The following is an 18,209-nucleotide window of genomic DNA, read 5'->3' as shown; positions in this document are numbered from 1 at the left end:
CCATGACCCACGCCCGCAAGCCCCGCCGCAAGCAGTACCGGCCGCGCCCGGCCCGCCTGCCGATGCTGATCAAGGCCCAGCAGACCCTGGCGCCGCTGGAAGCGATCATCGACCAGATCGACCGCGACGGCACCGTGACGACCAATGCCCGCGGTGTGCCGATATTCCTGTGCCTGGAGGACGGCGAATGGTACGCCAGCGCGCCGGCAATCGCGGGCATGGCCGACTTCTTCGATATGTGGGCCACCCGCCACGGCAGCCCGTTCAAGGCCGTGGCGCTGCGCCAACTGGCCAAGCGCCTGGAGGTGGGCATGCCCATCGACGCGCCGCTGATGGCCGCCCTGCACGCCGAGATACCCGCCCTTCGCCGCATCGGCGCCGGCCTTACCCAGGCTGACGCGTCCGACCTGCTGCGCCAAACCCAAATCCTTGCCGAAATGGACGCCGCGCGCGCCCAAGGAGCCTGACATGACGAATTCCTACGACGTTGACCACGGCCTGAGCCAATGCCCCCCTGGCCCGCTGGAGCCGGTGGAGATTGCCCCGCAGCCCGGCGCTGCGCCTGCCACGGGCAACACCGCCCGCGACCAGGAGATGTACGCCGCCGGCATCCGGACTGGCGAAGAGAACGCCAAGCACAATGCGGCGATTCGCGCCAGCATGCCGGACGGATGGAAGCTGGTGCCTATCGAGCCGACCGACGACATGGAAGCCGCTGCCGAGAATGACTACGAGCAACGCAGCGAAACCTTCCCCGACTGGAAGGCCAAATATCGCGCCATGCTCGCCGCCGCGCCCGCCGCCCCTGGCGTATCCACGGTGGAGGACAAGCCGGCGTGGCCCTCCGGACTGCTGGACCGAGTCAAGGCCGCCGAGAAGCGTATCCGCGACGGCCACGGCTTGATGCGCGTGCCTGCCGATCCGACCGATCCCGACCTGGTGCTGGCAGAAATCGCCGCACTCATCGAAGGTCGTAAGCCGCCCTTCTGGCTGCGCCCCGCTCCCGCTGCTGGCGATGCGCTGGATGCGGCGCGGTATCGGTTGGCGGTGGCCGACTGCATCCTTGTTCTACGCGGCGATGCCGCTCTAGGCCGGGACGAATGGGACAGCAAGCTGGACGCGTTGGCCAAGACCCAAGGAGCGAAATGATGGGCAGCCAGATCACCGCCTTCATCCTGCCGGACGTGCTGCCTGGCGAACAGTGGAAGCCCAGCAACGGCACAGTCGGGTATTCGTTCGTTGCGCATGTCTGCGGCGACTGCGAGCGGAACCGCAACGAAGACTGCGACATCCTGGCCCGCTCGTTCTGTGGCGAGGCCGTCGAATGGCGAAGCACCGACGAGGGGCAATTCTGCATGGCATATGCCCCGATGGGCGAATGCCTGCCGGAGACGCCTGATCCTCTGACGTTGTGCATGGATTTCGCCGCCATTGCAGCCCAACGTAAGGGGGATGCGTGATGGACAAGTACCAGCAGGCCATCCTGGCGCTGCACGTGGCAGTGCAGGAGATAAACCGGCTCTCGGTGGAAATCGGCCTTGCGATTGAGGCCTCCCTGGTGGCGCAGGATCCGCCAGCCGGCGCGCCTTTCAACGGCCGGCCGCCCGTCAATTGGCTGGAGCGCGCCTATGCGCTCGACCATGACGACGATGGTGACCGGTGCCACGCGTACCACGATGGCGACGTTGCCGCCTATCTGGCTGCCAACTGCCAGCACGCGCTGCGCGCCCACCAGCTCATCCAGCAGCGCAAGGCTGCCAAGGTGGTCCGCGCCAGCGCGCGCCGGTGGATAACGAAGCTCGGCAAAGAGCTCGCCGCCCAGCAGAGCGGCCAGGGCGCGGGGAGGTGAGCATGGCGGCCGCCGCCTACTACAACGAGATCGACCCTTACGCCGCCGACTGGCTCCGCAACCTGATCGCGGCCGGCCACATTGCCCCCGGCGACGTCGACGAACGCAGCATAGAGGACGTACACCCCGATGACCTTCGCCCCTACACACAGTGCCATTTCTTCGCCGGAATCGGCGTCTGGTCGTATGCCCTTCGCCGCGCCGGCTGGCCAGATGATCGACCTGTTTGGACCGGTAGTTGTCCGTGCCAACCTTTCTCCGCGGCAGGCAAAGGAACTGCGTTTGATGACGAGCGGCACCTCTGGCCGGCCTGGCACTGGCTCATTCAAGAGTGCCGCCCTCCAGTCGTCTTTGGCGAGCAGGTTGCAAGCAAGGACGCAGAACCTTGGCTCGACCTTGTTTCGACTGACCTGGAAGCCCTGGCCTTTGCCGTCGCGGCGTGCGCTTTCCCGTCTGCGAGCATCGGTGCTCCGCACATCCGCGACCGAACCTACTTCATGGCCCACGCCGCAGGCCCGGGATTTCAAGGGTGCCAACGCAGCGGGCAACGAGCTGGATCACAACAGCCGGCCGCTGAACGAGGTCGCAGTGCTGGCCGGCTGGCCAACGCCAACAGCGTCGCTGGCGGACAAGGGCGTGCGATCGACGGAAGGCGGGATCCGGGAAGCGATGCGCGGGCACGGGCCGGATCTGGCGGCGATGGCTTGCCTGTCGTCCTGGCCGACGCCCAGCAGCATGATCGTGGATGCCAAGCCGCGCCCGCCGATAACTACTGGCCGCAAGCCCACGGATCCACAGATCGGGCTGGCGGATGTGGCGGTTCATCTGGCGAGCTGGGCGACACCTCGGGCGAACGATGCGGAGAAGCGCGGGGAGTTGGCTCCGGACATCCGGAACGGCCTACCGATGCAGGCGCAACAAACGGGCCCGGCCCGGTTAACGGCCACTGGCGAGCTGCTGACTGGCTCCTATGCCGGGATGGAAAGTGGCGGCCAGTTGAACCCGGCACATTCCCGCTGGCTCATGGGGCTCCCGCCCGAGTGGGACGCCTGCGCGCCTACGGCAACGCGATCAACGCGCAGCAAGCGCAAATCTTCATCGAAGAAAGCATGAGGTGCATATGACCCAACAAGACAACATCAAGGGCGCGGGGAGGTGAGCATGGACCTCAATAAATGCTATCTCGGAGACTGCCGTGATGTGCTGCGAGATTTAGCCACCTCGGGCATCAAGGCCCAAACGTGCGTTACCAGCCCCCCTTACTTCGGATTGCGGGACTACGGCGTCGACGGGCAGATCGGCCTTGAGAGTACGCCTGAGGCGTACATCGCCAAGATGGTCGAGGTTTTCCGCGAAGTGCGGAGAGTGCTTGCCGACGACGGCACGCTGTGGCTCAACATTGGTGACAGTTACGCCGGCGGCGGTGGCGGCAACTACAACAAAACGGGTAAGACGCGGGCCGGGGGTCAGCATGTCACCAACGTTAGAAATCGCCCAGATTGGCTGGCAAAAGCAGAGCTGAAAGCTAAAGACCTGATCGGCATTCCATGGATGCTGGCCTTCGCCCTGCGCGCTGACGGGTGGTATCTCCGTCAGGACATCATCTGGAACAAGCCCAACCCTATGCCTGAAAGTGTGGATGATCGGTGCACCAAGGCGCACGAGTATGTCTTCCTGCTCTCGAAGTCGCCGCGGTACCACTTTGATGCGGATGCGATTAAAGAGCCGGCGGCGGCATCGAGCCACGCTCGTTGGGCGCAGGATGTGGAGGCCCAGCGCGGCAGTGATCGATTCCCGGGAAAATCCAACGGGCCGATGAAGGCAGTAGGTGGGCGCAGTCGCCGCGACAGCTTCAAGCGTGACGACAGCAAGCGCGCCCAGGCTATCCCGGGTCAAACAGCCGGGACACACCGTGAGGATCGCCCTGAATCGGAATGGGACACCGCTGTACGTAACCGACGCAGCGTGTGGACCGTGGCAACTACGCCCTATTCTGGCGCCCACTTCGCCGTTATGCCGGAAGCCCTGGTCGAACCGTGCATCCTCGCCGGCAGCCGCCCCGGAGACATTGTGCTGGACCCATTCATGGGCAGCGGCACAGTCGCGGCGGTAGCCCAACGGCTTGGACGCCGATGGCTGGGCGCAGAACTGAACCCCGATTACTTGTCCTTGCAGGCCGAACGCACCCGCCAAGGCGGCCTGTGCTTGGAGACCATATGACCCAACAAGACGACATCACCCAGCGCGTGCTGACGGCAGAGCAAGAAGCTGTGCGCCGCGCCCTGGAAGCCTACGCAGAATCCTATGACATGATGGCCCGTGTCGCAAAGCGCGAAGGCCGCGACGCATCTGTAGGGGTCCACGCTGTCGCTTATGACATCCGCAGAAACATGGTCAACGCCGTGTTGAGGGCGCTGTCCAAGCTGCGCGCCCCTGTAGCCGACGAGCGGGCGTTGTTTGACCGGTGGTGGGAATCGGCCCAGGGCAACGTAGGACCGTGGTCGGCGTGGCAAGCCCGCGCCGCCCTGGCAAGCGCCCCTGTAGCCGGGGAGGCGCAGCCGGTGGCAGAAGTGGTGTCGCGCTATGGCGATCCCGAGGCGTTCGGCGAGCGCGACCTAAAGGTGCTGGTGGATCTGAACAGCTATCCCTATGGCACCAAGTTCTACGCCGCGCCCCAGGCCAGCGAGGCGCAGCCAGTGGGCCGCGTGCGGCACTTCAACTATTCGGGGATCGCTCGCAATGGGTTCTCGCAGGAGGCCGTCCTGAATGACGACGCGCCTTCGCTTCCTGACGGAGCGCCGCTCTATGCCGCGCCCCAGGCCAGCGCATCTGTCCGCATCGGTCGCGCTACAACCAAGGGTGGCCGCGTACAGTCCTATGCTTTCGAGCAGACCGACTTGCCGGATGGGGAGCACGCGCTTACCGTAGGCGCGCCCCAGGCCAGCGCCGGGGAGGTGCAGCCGGTGGCGTGGCGATACCAGACCCCCACTGGATGGCACGCCACGACTGATGCGCAAAAGGCTGTCAGCTTGCGCGCGCATCACCCGGTCGAACCCCTTTACCCCAAGCCCCAGGCCAGCGCCGAGCCGACACACAAGCCGGCCATGTCGGTGGCCGAATTCTGCGCGGAAGCTGGGCGCCTTGGCCTGACCGCCGATACGCTCGCCGCGCAGTTGTCGCAGCGCCCTGAGTTCGCGGATTGTCTGCCCCAGGCGGACAAGGCCGCTGCCCCCTGCACCTGCCCCAGCGGTGACGGCTCCCCGCGCCATCCGTGCCAGATGCATACCGGGGCGGACAAGGACGGCGGCCAGCAGCGCGCCGGGGATGGCAAGACCCGCGAGGCCTTGAGCTGGTACGCGGAAAAGGTGGCCGGCTGCCGAAAATTCGGCCCCGATGGTGAGGCCGCGCGCCATGCGCTGGACAGGGATGGTGGTCAACTTGCCCGCGCCGCCCTTTCTGCCCCCCAGGCCGAACAAGGAGAGCGGGATGAATGAGCAACGCCAGCCGTGCCCGTTCTGCGGGTCGCTGTCCATCTTCTACAACGAGTGGTACGCCATGTGCTGCTATTCCTGCGGCGTTCAGGGTCCTGACGCCGATCACGCGTCGCGCGCGGCGGCTCTTGCCAAGTGGAACGCTCGTCCTGGCACCCAGCCCACCGAGGACGGAGGCGCCCATGGCTGACCTGCACCTGGCCCTCAAGGGCGAGTACTTCGACGCCATCAAGGCCGGCACCAAGACCGAGGAATACCGCATGGTCTGCCCGTTCTGGGCCATGCGGATCGAGGGGCGAGAGTTCCAACGCGTGATCCTGACCAGAGGCTATCCGAAGCGCACGGATTGGTCGCGCCGTCTGGAATTGCCCTGGCGTGGCTACACCATCAAGACGATCACGCACCCCCACTTCGGCAATGTTCCGATCGAGGTATATGCCATCCACGTGGCGGCCAATACCGACACCGACAAGAAGGAGATGTGATGACTGATCGCGAACTGTTGGAGCTGGCGGCGAAGGCGGCTGGGATGCCCCTTGGCGGTTGGGAGCCGTGTCCCGGCGGGTTCTTCACCTATTCCCATCGTGGCAGCGACGAGAGAAAAACTTGGCTTCCCCTCACCGACGACGGCGATGCGCTGCGGCTGGCTGTAAAGCTGAACATTTGCCTGGAGTTCACACACTGTGAGGATGACGCTCCGGTGATTTACTGCGGGCGCGCCGAAGATCGGCGCTATTGGCCGATGTCGGCGAAGTTCCCGGATCCAAATGCAGCCACCCGCCGCGCCATCGTGCGCGCCGCCGCCGCTATCGGAAAGGAGATGTGATGGCACACGCAGCCCAACACCAAGCACCGGCCGCGGCGCCGAAGGAAGACCGCTTCGTCTCGCACGTCGACATCGCCGAGCGCCTGTGCCTCAATCCGGACCACGTCCGCGACAGGCTCACCAAGCGCAAGGACTTCCCGCGCGCGTTCCAATTCGGTGGCGTGCGCCGCTGGAAGGCCGATGAGGTGGACGACTGGATCGAGTCCCAGCGCAAGGCGCCTGACGGCCGGCGCGCGGCCTAATCCAGCTTCTTGGCGATATCGGCCGCCGTTTCACGGTAGTAGATCATGAGCGAGCGTGGGTCCCGGTGGCCCACCATCCGCGCCAGTTCCAGGATGCTCAGCTTTTTGGCCAGCCTGGTCAGCGCAGTGGCACGAGCGTCATGGAACGTGGCCCCCTCGACCTGTGCCAGCGTCTTGGCATGCCGAAAGTACACATCCCTCAGAGCGCCCGTCAGGGTGAACATGCGCACCTTGTCCACGCCATTGAGCGCCTTGAACAGGGACACAGCCCGCTTCGACAGCGGCACGGCGCGCCGGTCGCCGTTCTTGGTCTGGTCCAACTGGGCTACCTGCTTCTTCAGGTCGACCTGGGCCCGCTCAAGGGACAGCAGCTCGCCGGATCGCATCGCCGTCTCCAGGGACAAGAGGAACGCCACCGCGGTCTGGTGGCGCTTGTCTTCGACGGGCTTGCCCTCTTTCCACCCCAGCGCCAGCACGATCCGGTCTATTTCTTCCTGGGTATAAATGCGCTCGCGGTGGCGCCCCTTGGACGGCATGGTCAGCGCCAGCCAGGCGTCATCTTTGACGTTGTGCCACTCCTTCCTGGCGTAGCCCCAGGCGGCGCGCAGGAGGGCTATATCGCGCCGGCAGGATGTGGGCTGCACCTGGGCCAGCCGTTTGTCGCGCCAGGCTGCCAGATCTACCGTGGTGACGGCGTGGATGGGCTTGGCGCACAGATCCGGCTCGTCCTTCAGGAAACGATCGATCCGCACGCGCTCCCAGCGGTGGCCCTTGTTCTTGGGCGAGACCTCGTCGCGGAACCGCTCCAGGACCTGGGCCAGTGTCTTGACGACAATGCCGCCCACGGCGGTGGTGGCCAGTTCCGTCTCCCTGCTGGCCGCCCATTCCTGGGCCTCCCGCTTGGTGGCAAACGTCTTGCTCTCCCTGGTGCCGCCCTTGCTGACCTCGGCGCGCCATGTGTCCCCGCGCTTGCGGAAAGTACCCAATTTCATCCCCTTTGGCGTAAATCCTGGCGTGGATTTGGCGTAGCAAAGTAGGCGATTTAATGGGTGGATGTCAAAACTGTTGGCAAAAGAAAACCCCCGAGGCACTCGAATCCTCGGGGGTTGTATGACATTGTTGGCGTAACGCCAAAACAGTGTCAGGCAATACGTGGTGCGAAGGAGGGGACTCGAACCCCTACACCTGTTACGGCGTCAGGACCTAAACCTGGTGCGTCTACCAATTTCGCCACCTTCGCGATAGGCCAAGCCTGCTATTGTAGCTTGCTTGTTAAAATCTTGCGTCATGAATCCGCGCCTCGATGCCCTGCACCCCTATCCGTTCGAAAAACTGCGCGCCCTGCTGGCCTCGGCCAGCACGCAGCCGGACGGCCTGACGCCAATCAACCTGTCGATCGGCGAGCCCAAGCACGCGGCGCCGGAGCGCGTCGGGCAGGCCATCCGCGACCATCTTGGCGGCTTGTCGGTGTATCCGTCAACCAAGGGCGATCCCGCACTGCGCCGCGCCATCGCCGACTGGCTGGCGGGGCGCTACAGCATCCCGGCGCCCGACGCCGAGACCCAGGTGCTGCCGGCGCTGGGCTCGCGCGAGGCGCTGTTCGCCTTTACCCAGACGGTGATCGACCCGTCGGCAGGGGCGGTGGTGATCTGCCCCAACCCGTTCTACCAGATCTATGAAGGCGCCACGCTGCTGGCCGGCGCCACGCCCTACTACGTCAACGCCGACGCGTTGCGCAATTTCGCCTGCGACTGGAACCAGGTGCCGGATGAGGTGTGGCAGAAGACCCGCCTGGTGTTCGTCTGCTCGCCCGGCAACCCGGCCGGCAACGTCATGACGCTGGACGAATGGGAAGACCTGTTCGCCCTGTCCGACCGCCATGGCTTCGTGATCGCCTCCGACGAGTGCTATTCCGAGATCTACCTGGACGAAGGCAATCCGCCGCTGGGCGGCCTGCAGGCGGCGCGCCGCCTGGGCCGTGACGACTACCGCAACCTGGTGGTGTTCTCCAGCCTGTCCAAGCGCTCCAACGTGCCGGGCCTGCGCTCGGGCTTCGTGGCGGGCGACGCCGCGCTGATCGGCCGCTTCCTGCTCTATCGCACGTATCATGGCAGCGCCATGAGCCCGCTGGTGTCGGCCGCCAGCATCGCCGCCTGGACCGACGAAGCGCACGTCAAGGACAACCGCCGCCTGTATCGCGAGAAATTCGAGGCCGTACTGCCCATCCTGCAGAACGTGCTGGACGTGCAACGTCCGCAGGCTTCGTTCTATCTGTGGGCGGCCACTCCGGGCTCGGATACCGCGTTCGTGCGCGACCTTTATGGCCGCACCGGTGTTACCGTGCTGCCGGGCAGTTTCCTCGCGCGCGAAGCGCACGGCGTGAATCCCGGGCAGGGGCGCATCCGCCTGGCCCTGGTGGCGCCCCTGGCCGACTGCGTGCAGGCGGCCGAACGCATCGCCCATTTCGTACATACTTCCGTTTGATCAACCTTTTTTGAAAAGCTGAGCCGCTATGACTCTCGACCTGCAGACCACCATCGAAAAAGCCTGGGACGACCGGGCCAACCTGTCGCCTGTCGACGCCAGCGCCGAAGTGCGCGAAGCCGTCGAACACACGATCGACGGGCTGGACCTGGGCCGCCTGCGCGTGGCCGAGAAGATCAACGACGACTGGGTCGTGCACCAGTGGATCAAGAAGGCCGTGCTGCTGTCGTTCCGCCTGTACGACAACGCCATCATGGGCCAGGCCCCGCTGCAGTTCTACGACAAGGTGCCGCTCAAGTTCTCGGAATACGGCGACAACGCCTTCAAGCAGGGCGGCTACCGCGTGGTGCCGCCCGCCGTCGCCCGCCGCGGCGCCTTCATCGGCCGCAACGTGGTGCTGATGCCTTCGTACGTCAACATCGGCGCCTACGTCGATGAAGGCACCATGGTCGACACCTGGGCCACCGTCGGCTCGTGCGCCCAGATCGGCAAGAACGTCCACCTGTCCGGCGGCGTCGGCATCGGCGGCGTGCTCGAGCCGCTGCAGGCCAACCCCACCATCATCGAAGACAACTGCTTCATCGGCGCCCGCTCGGAAGTCGTGGAAGGCGTGATCGTCGAAGAGAACTCGGTGCTGGCCATGGGCGTGTACCTGTCGCAAAGCACCAAGATCTATGACCGCGCCACGGGTAAGGTCACCTACGGCCGCGTGCCGTCGGGTTCGGTGGTGGTGCCGGGCTCGCTGCCCTCGGCCGACGGCTCGCACAGCCTGGCCTGCGCCGTCATCGTCAAGCGTGTCGACGCGCAGACCCGCGCCAAGACCAGCATCAACGATCTGCTGAGGGCGTAATGGCGGCTTCGGTTCTGGATCTGGTCAAGGACCTGATCGCCCGTCCGTCGGTCACCCCGGCGGACGCCGATTGCCAGGCGACGCTGGCCGCGCGCCTGGCGCCGCTCGGCTTCACCTGCGAAACCATCGCCCAGGGCGGCGTCACCAACCTGTGGGCGCGCCGTGGCAGCACCGCGCCGCTGGTGGTCTTCGCCGGCCACACCGACGTGGTGCCCCCGGGCCCGCGCGAGAAGTGGGAAAGCGATCCGTTCGTGCCCACCGAGCGCGACGGCTACCTGTACGGCCGCGGCGCCGCCGACATGAAAAGCTCGATCGCGGCCTTCGTGGTGGCGGCCGAGGAATTCGTGGCGGCCAACCCGCGGCACGGCGGCTCGATCGCCCTGTTGATCACGTCGGACGAGGAAGGCCCGTCGATCGACGGCACCGCCATCGTCTGTGACGCGCTCAAGGCGCGTGGCGAGCAGATGGACTACTGCATCGTCGGCGAACCCACCTCGGGCGACGTGCTCGGCGACACCTGCAAGAACGGCCGCCGCGGCTCGCTGTCGGGCAAACTCACGGTCAAGGGCATCCAGGGCCACGTGGCCTACCCGCACCTGGCGCGCAACCCGGTGCACCAGCTGGCGCCGGCGCTGGCCGAGATCGTCGCGATCGAATGGGACCAGGGCAACGAATACTTCCCGCCGACCACGTTCCAGGTCTCGAACCTGAACTCGGGCACGGGCGCCACCAACGTGGTGCCGGGCGAGGCGGTGGCGCTGTTCAACTTCCGCTTCTCCACCGCCAGCACGCCGGAAGGCCTGAAGGCGCGGGTGCACGAAGTGCTGGACCGCCATTGCCTGGAATACACGCTGGACTGGGAACTGGGCGGCGAGCCCTTCCTGACCCCGCGCGGTTCGCTGACCGATGCGCTGGTCAAGGCCATCCGCGACGAGACCGGCGTGACAGCCGAGCTGTCGACCACCGGCGGCACGTCCGACGGCCGCTTCATCGCCAAGATCTGCCCGCAGGTCATCGAGTTTGGCCCCTGCAACGCCACGATCCACAAGGTCAACGAGCGTATCGAACTGGCCTCGCTGGATCCGCTGAAAAACATCTATCGGCGCACGCTGGAAAACCTTCTGCCCGCCGAATAAAAAGCCTCTCATGTATCAATCCGCCCGCCAAGAACTGCTGACCCTGCGCGACCTGATCCGCTACGGCGTATCGCGCCTGAACGCCGCCCAGGTGGCGCTGGGACACGGCAGCGACAACGCCTGGGACGAGACGGTCTATCTGGTCCTGCACGCGCTGCACCTGCCGCTGGACACGCTGGAGCCCTTTCTGGACGCCCGCGTGCTCACCGAGGAACGCAACCGCGTGCTGGAGCTGATCGACCGCCGCGTCACCGAGCGCGTGCCGGCCGCGTATCTCACCAACGAGGCCTGGCTGCGCGGGCATCGCTTCTACGTGGACGCGCGCGTCATCGTGCCGCGCTCGCCCATCGCGGAGCTGCTGGACGAAGGCCTGTCGCCCTGGGTGCAGGACGCGCAGGCCGTCGACAGCGTGCTGGACATGTGCACCGGCTCGGGCTGCCTGGCTATCCTGTCGGCGCTGGCCTTCCCCTATGCCCAGGTGGACGCCGTCGACGTGTCGCCCGGCGCGCTGGAAGTCGCCCGCCGCAACGTCGACGACTACGGCCTGGGTGATCGCCTCGCGCTGTACCAGAGCGATCTGTTCGACAGCCTGCCGGAACGCCAGTACGACGTCATCGTCTGCAACCCGCCCTACGTCAACAGCGGCTCGATGGACGTGCTGCCGCAGGAGTACCGCCACGAGCCACACCTGGCCCTGGCCGGTGGCGCCGACGGCATGGACCTGGTGCGCCGCATCCTGCAGGCGGCGCCGCGCTATCTGTCGAAGAACGGCGTGCTGGTGCTGGAAATCGGCCACGAGCGCGATTTCTTCGAAGCCGCCTTCCCTGAACTGTCGCCGGTGTGGCTGGATACGGAAGCAGCGTCCGACCAGTTGCTGCTGCTGACCCGCGAGCAGTTGACGACGTGATCCGCGCCTCTGGATTGACCCTGCGTCGCGGCACCAAGGTGCTGCTGGACGACGCCGAATTCGTGGTGCACCCGGGCGAACGCGTCGGCATCGTCGGCAAGAACGGCGCCGGCAAGTCGTCGCTGTTCGCGCTGCTGACCGGCGCGCTGGACCTGGACGCCGGTAACCTGGCGCTGCCGGCCGGCTGGCGCATCGCCGGCGTCGAACAGGAACTGCACGCCGACGACCGCCCCGCGCGCGAATTCGTCATCGACGGCGACACGCCGCTGCGCGCGCTGCAGGCGCGCCGCGCCGAACTCACCGACGACCAGGGCACGCAGATCGCCGAGGTCGAAGCGGCGCTGGTGGAGGCCGGCGCCTGGAGCGCGGCCTCGCGCGCCGAACAGCTGCTGGCCGGCCTGGGCTTCAAGCCGGCCGAATGGAGCCAGCCGGTGGCGAGCTTCTCCGGCGGCTGGCGCATGCGCCTGGCGCTGGCGCGAGCGCTGATGGCGCCGTCCGAACTGCTGCTGCTGGACGAGCCCACCAACCACCTGGACCTGGACGCCATGCTGTGGCTGGAGAAATGGCTGGCCGCCTATCCCGGCACCGTCATGCTGATCTCCCACGACACCGAGTTCCTGGACGCGGTGGCCAAGTCCATCCTGCATTTCGATCACGCCAAGCTGGTGCGCTACCGCGGCGGCTACGGCGACTTCCTGACGCAGCGCGCCGAGCGCCTGCGCCAGACCAACATCGCCTACGAACGCCAGACGCGCGAAGCCGCGCGCCTGCAGGGCTTCATTGACCGCTTCAAGGCCAAGGCCTCCAAGGCCAAGCAGGCCCAGAGCCGAGTCAAGGCGCTGGCCCGCATGCAGGTGCTGGCGCCGCTGCACGCCGAGGCCGGCATCGACATCCGCATTCCCTCGCCCGAGCAGGTGCCGGATCCGCTGCTGACGCTGGAGCACCTGTCGGCCGGCTACACCGACGCGGCCGGCAATGAGGTGCCGATCCTGCGCGACGTGACGCTGATGGTGCGCGCCGGCAGCCGCGTCGGCGTGCTGGGCGCCAACGGCGCCGGCAAGAGCACGCTGATCAAGACCCTGGCCGAGGAACTGCCGGTGCAGGCCGGCGAACGCCGCGCCTCGCGCGGGCTGGCGATCGGCTACTTCCACCAGCACCAGCTCGACATGCTGGACGTGGACAGCACGCCGCTGGCCCACCTGGCGCGGTTGTCGCCGGAAACGCGCGAGCAGGAATTGCGCAACTACCTGGGCGGCTTCGGCTTCTCGGGCGACACGGTCAACAGCAAGGTCGGGCCAATGTCGGGCGGCGAAAAGGCCCGCCTGGCCCTGTCGCTGATCGTCTGGCAGAAGCCCAACCTGCTGTTGCTGGACGAGCCCAGCAACCACCTGGACGTCGAGACGCGCGAGGCCCTGGCCGCCGCGCTGGCCGAGTTCGGCGGCAGCATGCTGCTGGTCTCGCACGATCGCCATCTGCTGCGCACCACCGTGGACAGCTTCTGGATCGTGGCCGACGGCGCCGTGCGCGAATTCGACGGCGACCTGGAGGACTATCGAGATTGGCTGGCGGCCCGCAACGCCGGCGAACGCGCCGAGGCCGCCCGCGAAAACGCCGAGAACGGCGAGGCCGTGATCGACCGCAAGGCGCAACGCCGGGCCGAGGCCGAGCAGCGTCAGCGCCTGTCGGCGCTGCGCAAGCCGCTGGAAGCCAAGCTCGCCAAGGTCGAGACCGAAATGGAGAAGCTGCGCGTCAAGCTGCAGGCGCTGGACGGCGTCATCGCCGATCCGGACCTGTATTCCGACGCGCGCCGCGCCGAACGCCAGAAGGTCATGGCCGAGCACGGCGAACATGGCAAGCGCCTGGAAACGCTGGAAGAACAGTGGCTCGAACTGCAGGGCTCGCTGGAAGAAATCGAGCAGGGCGAAGCCTGAGCCGCGGGTGGACGGCTGGCGCCGTCCGCCCTTTCCCTTGGGGCGCAACATTCAATAACAATAATAATTATCATTTATAATTTGTCGCGAATCTGACTCTATCTGGCGCGAGGCGTCAGCGACATGTCTTCGCTTACCGACGTATTCCTCCGGCATTACCGCGAAGTGCTGGGCTTTCTGGCCATGCGCACCGGCTCGCGCGACGTGGCCCAGGACTGCGCCCAGGACACCTGGATCAAGCTGGCCGAGTTCCAGGACAAGACTCTGCCGGACAACCACCGGGCCTATGTCTTCCGCGTGGCGGCCAACATCGCCACCGACTGGCATCGCCGCCGGGGACGCGAACTGACCCTGGCCGCCGACTATGCCGCCGCGCAACCGCCCGCCTTCGAGGCCGACACGCTGGAGGTGGCCTCGGCCAACCAACTGCTGCGGCGGCTCGAAATCGCCCTGCTGCGCCAGCCGCGCCGCAGCCTCGACGTCTTCGTCCTGCATCGCCACGAAGGCCTGACCTACCGCGCCATCGCCGAACGCTTCGCCATCTCGGTCAGCGCGGTCGAGAAACACATGATGCGCATCCTGCTGGCCTGCGACCGGGCGCTATCGGCGTGAGCAAGACTGCCGCCCGCGGCAACGTCACCTCCGCCGACGAGCAGGCCTCGCGCTGGGTCATCCGGCACAGCGGCCAGCCCCTGGACGCGCAGGCACAGGCGGAATTCGAAGCCTGGTACCACGCCGATCCCCGCCATGCGGCCGCCTTTGACCGCCTGGCGCGCGTGTGGCGCCGCATGGGCGAGATCGACCGTGGCAAGCTGGCGGCACGCCCGCCTCGCAAGCGCCGCACCCTGCTGACACTGGCCGTCGTCACCGCCACTGGCATGGCCTTCTATTCCCTGCGCGACTTCCAGCCCGGCGCCGACTACGCCAGCGGCACGCAACCGCTGCGCGTCGCCCTGCCCGACGGTTCCCGCGCGATCCTTGACGCGCATTCGGCCATCGCCGTGGACTTCGGGCCGGGCAAGCGTGAGGTGCGCCTGCTGTCTGGCCAGGCCCTGTTCGAAGCCACGCCCCGCGGCGCCGATGGCCCCGCCTTCACGGTCGTCACGGCCAACGCCAGCGCCACGGCCCTGGGCACGCGCTACACGGTCGCACGCGACGCCGACGCGACCCGCATCACCGTCTACACGCACCAGGTGGCGGTGCAATGCCTGGCCTGCGCCGACGCGCAAGCGCGGATCCTGGAACCCGGCCAACGCATCGCCGTCACCGCCGCCGGCATGGTCCTCGCCCCGGCGCCGCGCGAATCCGCGCCTGCCTGGAGCGAAGGGCTGCTGGCCTTCAACGACACCGCGCTGCCCGAGGCGGCCGCGCAGCTGGCGCGCTACACCGGCAAGCGCATCGTGGTGATGGGCGAGCTGGCGCGCGGCACCCGCGTCTCCGGCACGGCCGGCATCGCCGATCCCAAGCGCGCGCTCGATCTGCTGCTGGCGCAGACCAAGGTCCGCATCACCGACCTGCCCGGCCTGCTGATTCTGCGCTGAAGGCTTGCCCCCGGCAGGCTTGGCGGGACCGCGCAATCTCCATCGCAGACATCGCCGGTTCCGCAAGATCCTCTTTTCCCGCTTGTCCCGCGCTCTGTGCCGCTGCCTTCACGCGTCTTCAATCGTCGGTATTTTCAATTGGTAAATAAGAATCAATATAAATTATTCATCTATTTTGCAATGAGGAGTTGCGTCCTACGCGGCGTCCTACGGCTGACATCAACACAGCGTAGGACGTTTTCATGCCTTTCCCTCTTGACCGCAAACGCCGGCCCAGCGCCTCGGCCGTTCTTCTTTGCGTCATGCTGGTCGTTACCGCCCCCGTCGCCGCCCAGCCGCCCGCTGGCACCATCGCGTACGACATTCCATCGCAGGCGCTGGGCGACGCCCTGCTCACGCTCGGCCGCCAATCGGGCCTGGAGATCTCGTTCCCGCCGGCCGCCGTGGCGGGCAAGATGTCGCCCGCGCTGCGGGGCGAATATTCCGCCCTGCTGGCGCTGGACCGCCTGCTTGCCGGTTCCGGCCTGGCGCTGCGCGCCGACGGCCCGGGCCGCTACATCGTCTTCATCGACAAGCCCCATCCCTTCTCCACCTCGCGGCTGGAGCCGGTGCGGGTCTACGGCGAGCAGGCCGGCGAACGCATCTACAGCCAGGAAGAGATCGCAGAAACGCCGTCGTCCAACCGCGACCTGAGCACCCTGGTCGCCAGCCACCCGGCGGTGCGCACCAATCCGGGCGCCAGCGGCTCGCAGAACCGCGGCTCGCTCAACGTCGAGGACATCTCCTTTCACGGCGCCAGCCCCTACCAGAACCTGTTCCAGATCGACGGCATTGACGCCACCAACCGCGTCGACCCGGCCAGCAAGAACCTGAACCTGCAGGTCGGCAACGTGCCCAGCAATCCGCAGTCGTACTTCATCGACACCAGTCTGCTGGAAGCCGTGCGCGTGTACGACAGCTTCGTGCCGGTCGAATATGGCCGCTTCACCGGCGGCGTGGTGGATGCGCGGCTGCGCCGTTTTTCCGGCGAGAACCACTTTAAGTTCGACTACCGCTGGAACACCTCGAAGATGACGCGGCAGCAGGTGTCCGAGGGCGAGGAGAACAGTTGGGCGCGGGGCCAGCCGGGCTATTCCCCCGAATGGAAGAAGCGTTTCTACTCGGCCGTGGGCGATTTCGCCTTCAACGACAAAGCCGGCGTGGTGCTGGCCATGTCGCGCCGCGAATCCGACATCACGCGCTGGAACATGGGCGTGGACGACAAGGGCCAGCCGCAGCAAGGCCAGGACACCTACCGCGACCGCATCGACAACTTCCTGGGCAAGTTCAGCGTGCGCGCCAGCGCCGACACCACCGCCGACCTGACGCTCAAATACAGCGACCGCAGCGAAACCCTGTCCAGCTACCTGTTCCGCGACACCCGTTGGGACAACAACCACGGCGCCTACGGCCTGAGCGGCAACGTGGACCACCTGTTCCAGGGCGGCCGCGTCTCGCTGCAGGCCGGCTGGGACCATGCCACCAGCGATCGCCAGTCGGTCGGCGATGAACTGGTGACCTATCAACCCTACAGACTGCCGCAATACACCGCGGGCGGCTTCGGCAAGGAGCAGACACGGCAGGACACCTGGACCCTCAAGGGCCGCGTCGATCTCGACCCGGTACGCACCGGCATCTTCACCCACAGCCTCTACGCGGGCGCCGACCTGCAGCAGATCGACGCCGGCTTCAAGCGCTTCCAGGATTCGTATTCGTTCCGCCGCGCCTACAACAACAAGGGCACCTACCAGGACTTCAGCAAGGTCCACTACCTGCCCGGCACGGTCAACGTGAAATACAGCATGGCCAGCGTGTACCTGTCCGACCGCATCGAGTGGCAACGGTTGGCGCTGGATGCGGGCGTGCGCTACGACCGCGAGACCTTCCTGGGCAACACCAACCTGTCGCCGCGCACGCGCTTGGAATGGGACGTGCTGGGCTCGGGCGACACGCTGCTGAGCGCGGGCTGGTCGCGTTACTACGGCAGCGAGGTGCTGGAAACCGCGCTGGAAGCCGAACGCAGCCGCCTGCGCCGGCAGGTGCTCGACAGCAAGGGCAAGCCCGTGACCGACGGCGGCAAGGAATACTTCGTGGACTACCGCGGCCTGCGCATGCCCTACGACGACGAATGGGCAATCTCGCTGCGCCAGCGCATGGCGGGCATCGAGGGCCAGCTCAGCTACGTGCACCGCAATGGCCGCGACCAATGGACCAAGAGCGGCACGCAGGCCACAGGCTACACCTACAACAACGACGGCTTTTCCACCACCGACGGCGTCAGCCTGACGCTGCGCACGCTGGAGCCCTGGCGCCTGGGGCCGACGCGCTGGAACATGCAGGCATCGTGGAGCTGGCAGAAGCGCAAGACCAACGGCGACCTGGTCACGGGCTATACCGCCGATGCCCGCGATCCGGATGACCGGGTGATCTACAACGGCTCGGAGATCCGCGCCATCGACCTGCCGCCCAGCACCTTCTACCAGCCCCAGGTCGCTACGCTCACGCTGATCGGCGCCTACCCGCGCGCCGGCCTGACCTGGAGCAACAAGCTGAACTGGCGCAGCAAGCGCGACGCCACCATCTACGTCGGCGTCGACCCGCGGCCGGATTACCTGGACCGTTACGAGTCCGGCGAACTGCCGTCGTACTGGACCTGGGACACCAAGCTGGCATGGCAGCCGACCTTTGCGCGCAACCTGGAATTCACGGTGGAGGTGCTGAACCTGCTGAACCGCATGCCAGCGGTCACGGCCAGCAATCCCAACCTGAAGACCAACCGCAGCACGTTCCAGTCGGGACGCGAGCTGTGGCTGCAGGTGGGATATCGGTTCTGAAGCAAAGGCGAGACGGCGTACAGGCCTTCATCCGGTCTGACTTCGAAGGGTCGCATCGCCAATCCGCTGGCTTGGCGCT

Annotated in this window: 20 protein-coding genes and 1 tRNA gene; 19 read left to right on the top strand and 2 right to left on the bottom strand. The window is 66.5% G+C overall.

Annotation, left to right across the window (positions count from 1 at the left end; translation table 11 throughout):
• Positions 1-2: 2 nt before the first annotated feature.
• Genes AC6LKG_RS00555 through AC6LKG_RS00505 form a run of 11 tightly spaced genes read left to right on the top strand, consistent with a single transcriptional unit; the run spans position 3 to position 6,408 of the window.
• Entirely contained in the window at positions 3-467 is a 465-nt protein-coding gene (locus tag AC6LKG_RS00555) for a hypothetical protein (RefSeq protein WP_241065256.1), read from the top strand.
• Position 468: 1 nt separating this feature from the next.
• Positions 469-1,149, top strand: coding sequence for a hypothetical protein (locus AC6LKG_RS00550; RefSeq protein WP_498161911.1), 681 nt, complete (start codon positions 469-471; stop codon positions 1,147-1,149).
• On the top strand, positions 1,149-1,460 hold the full coding sequence (locus tag AC6LKG_RS00545) for a hypothetical protein (RefSeq protein WP_498161910.1): 312 nt from the start codon (positions 1,149-1,151) through the stop codon (positions 1,458-1,460). The genes AC6LKG_RS00550 and AC6LKG_RS00545 overlap by 1 nt, the downstream gene beginning before the upstream one ends.
• Positions 1,460-1,849, top strand: a complete 390-nt coding sequence (locus AC6LKG_RS00540) for a hypothetical protein (RefSeq protein WP_498161908.1) — start codon at positions 1,460-1,462, stop codon at positions 1,847-1,849. Before AC6LKG_RS00545 ends, AC6LKG_RS00540 begins: the two co-directional genes overlap by 1 nt.
• Before the next feature lie 2 nt (positions 1,850-1,851).
• Positions 1,852-2,973, top strand: a complete 1,122-nt coding sequence (locus AC6LKG_RS00535) for a DNA cytosine methyltransferase (RefSeq protein ID WP_498161907.1) — start codon at positions 1,852-1,854, stop codon at positions 2,971-2,973.
• Between the two features lie 37 nt (positions 2,974-3,010).
• The gene (locus tag AC6LKG_RS00530; RefSeq protein WP_498161905.1) at positions 3,011-4,069 is read left to right on the top strand and encodes a DNA-methyltransferase; all 1,059 of its coding nucleotides are present in this window, start codon (positions 3,011-3,013) and stop codon (positions 4,067-4,069) included.
• Positions 4,066-5,343: a hypothetical protein gene (locus AC6LKG_RS00525; protein WP_498161904.1), complete on the top strand. Its 1,278-nt coding sequence runs from the start codon at positions 4,066-4,068 to the stop codon at positions 5,341-5,343. Before AC6LKG_RS00530 ends, AC6LKG_RS00525 begins: the two co-directional genes overlap by 4 nt.
• The gene (locus AC6LKG_RS00520; protein WP_498161902.1) at positions 5,336-5,530 is read left to right on the top strand and encodes a hypothetical protein; all 195 of its coding nucleotides are present in this window, start codon (positions 5,336-5,338) and stop codon (positions 5,528-5,530) included. Before AC6LKG_RS00525 ends, AC6LKG_RS00520 begins: the two co-directional genes overlap by 8 nt.
• A complete protein-coding gene (locus AC6LKG_RS00515; RefSeq protein WP_498161900.1) occupies positions 5,523-5,825 on the top strand; it encodes an ASCH domain-containing protein in 303 nt (100 codons plus the stop codon). Before AC6LKG_RS00520 ends, AC6LKG_RS00515 begins: the two co-directional genes overlap by 8 nt.
• A complete protein-coding gene (locus tag AC6LKG_RS00510) occupies positions 5,825-6,166 on the top strand; it encodes a hypothetical protein (protein ID WP_498161898.1) in 342 nt (113 codons plus the stop codon). The genes AC6LKG_RS00515 and AC6LKG_RS00510 overlap by 1 nt, the downstream gene beginning before the upstream one ends.
• Positions 6,166-6,408 carry a helix-turn-helix transcriptional regulator gene (locus AC6LKG_RS00505; RefSeq protein WP_175191955.1) on the top strand — a complete coding sequence of 81 codons (243 nt, stop codon included), beginning with the start codon at positions 6,166-6,168 and terminating at the stop codon, positions 6,406-6,408. Before AC6LKG_RS00510 ends, AC6LKG_RS00505 begins: the two co-directional genes overlap by 1 nt.
• Here the strand turns inward: AC6LKG_RS00505 and AC6LKG_RS00500 are convergent.
• Entirely contained in the window at positions 6,405-7,400 is a 996-nt protein-coding gene (locus AC6LKG_RS00500; protein WP_457988709.1) for a tyrosine-type recombinase/integrase, read from the bottom strand. The genes AC6LKG_RS00505 and AC6LKG_RS00500 overlap by 4 nt on opposite strands.
• Positions 7,401-7,561: 161 nt before the next feature.
• A tRNA-Leu gene (locus tag AC6LKG_RS00495) sits at positions 7,562-7,648 on the bottom strand.
• Between the two features lie 47 nt (positions 7,649-7,695).
• Here AC6LKG_RS00495 and dapC point away from each other — a divergent pair.
• The 8 genes from dapC to AC6LKG_RS00455 all read left to right on the top strand — a co-directional run bounded on the left by dapC (position 7,696) and on the right by AC6LKG_RS00455 (position 18,130).
• Positions 7,696-8,892: a succinyldiaminopimelate transaminase gene (gene dapC / locus AC6LKG_RS00490; protein ID WP_498161896.1), complete on the top strand. Its 1,197-nt coding sequence runs from the start codon at positions 7,696-7,698 to the stop codon at positions 8,890-8,892.
• A gap of 28 nt (positions 8,893-8,920) precedes the next feature.
• The gene (dapD, locus tag AC6LKG_RS00485) at positions 8,921-9,742 is read left to right on the top strand and encodes a 2,3,4,5-tetrahydropyridine-2,6-dicarboxylate N-succinyltransferase (RefSeq protein ID WP_006386215.1); all 822 of its coding nucleotides are present in this window, start codon (positions 8,921-8,923) and stop codon (positions 9,740-9,742) included.
• Positions 9,742-10,878 carry a succinyl-diaminopimelate desuccinylase gene (gene dapE, locus AC6LKG_RS00480; RefSeq protein ID WP_498161894.1) on the top strand — a complete coding sequence of 379 codons (1,137 nt, stop codon included), beginning with the start codon at positions 9,742-9,744 and terminating at the stop codon, positions 10,876-10,878. The genes dapD and dapE overlap by 1 nt, the downstream gene beginning before the upstream one ends.
• A 10-nt stretch (positions 10,879-10,888) precedes the next feature.
• Positions 10,889-11,785 carry a 50S ribosomal protein L3 N(5)-glutamine methyltransferase gene (gene prmB / locus AC6LKG_RS00475; RefSeq protein ID WP_498161892.1) on the top strand — a complete coding sequence of 299 codons (897 nt, stop codon included), beginning with the start codon at positions 10,889-10,891 and terminating at the stop codon, positions 11,783-11,785.
• On the top strand, positions 11,782-13,716 hold the full coding sequence (locus AC6LKG_RS00470; protein ID WP_498161891.1) for an ABC-F family ATP-binding cassette domain-containing protein: 1,935 nt from the start codon (positions 11,782-11,784) through the stop codon (positions 13,714-13,716). The genes prmB and AC6LKG_RS00470 overlap by 4 nt, the downstream gene beginning before the upstream one ends.
• Positions 13,717-13,839: 123 nt before the next feature.
• Positions 13,840-14,328: an RNA polymerase sigma factor gene (locus tag AC6LKG_RS00465; RefSeq protein ID WP_498161890.1), complete on the top strand. Its 489-nt coding sequence runs from the start codon at positions 13,840-13,842 to the stop codon at positions 14,326-14,328.
• On the top strand, positions 14,325-15,257 hold the full coding sequence (locus AC6LKG_RS00460; protein WP_498161888.1) for a FecR family protein: 933 nt from the start codon (positions 14,325-14,327) through the stop codon (positions 15,255-15,257). The genes AC6LKG_RS00465 and AC6LKG_RS00460 overlap by 4 nt, the downstream gene beginning before the upstream one ends.
• Before the next feature lie 242 nt (positions 15,258-15,499).
• Positions 15,500-18,130: a TonB-dependent receptor plug domain-containing protein gene (locus AC6LKG_RS00455; protein WP_498161887.1), complete on the top strand. Its 2,631-nt coding sequence runs from the start codon at positions 15,500-15,502 to the stop codon at positions 18,128-18,130.
• Positions 18,131-18,209 lie beyond the last annotated feature (79 nt).

The organism is Achromobacter sp. 46006, from assembly GCF_059761975.1.
The sequence above is the reverse complement of the archived record's forward strand: the minus strand, read 5'-3'. Positions and strand labels throughout refer to the sequence as shown.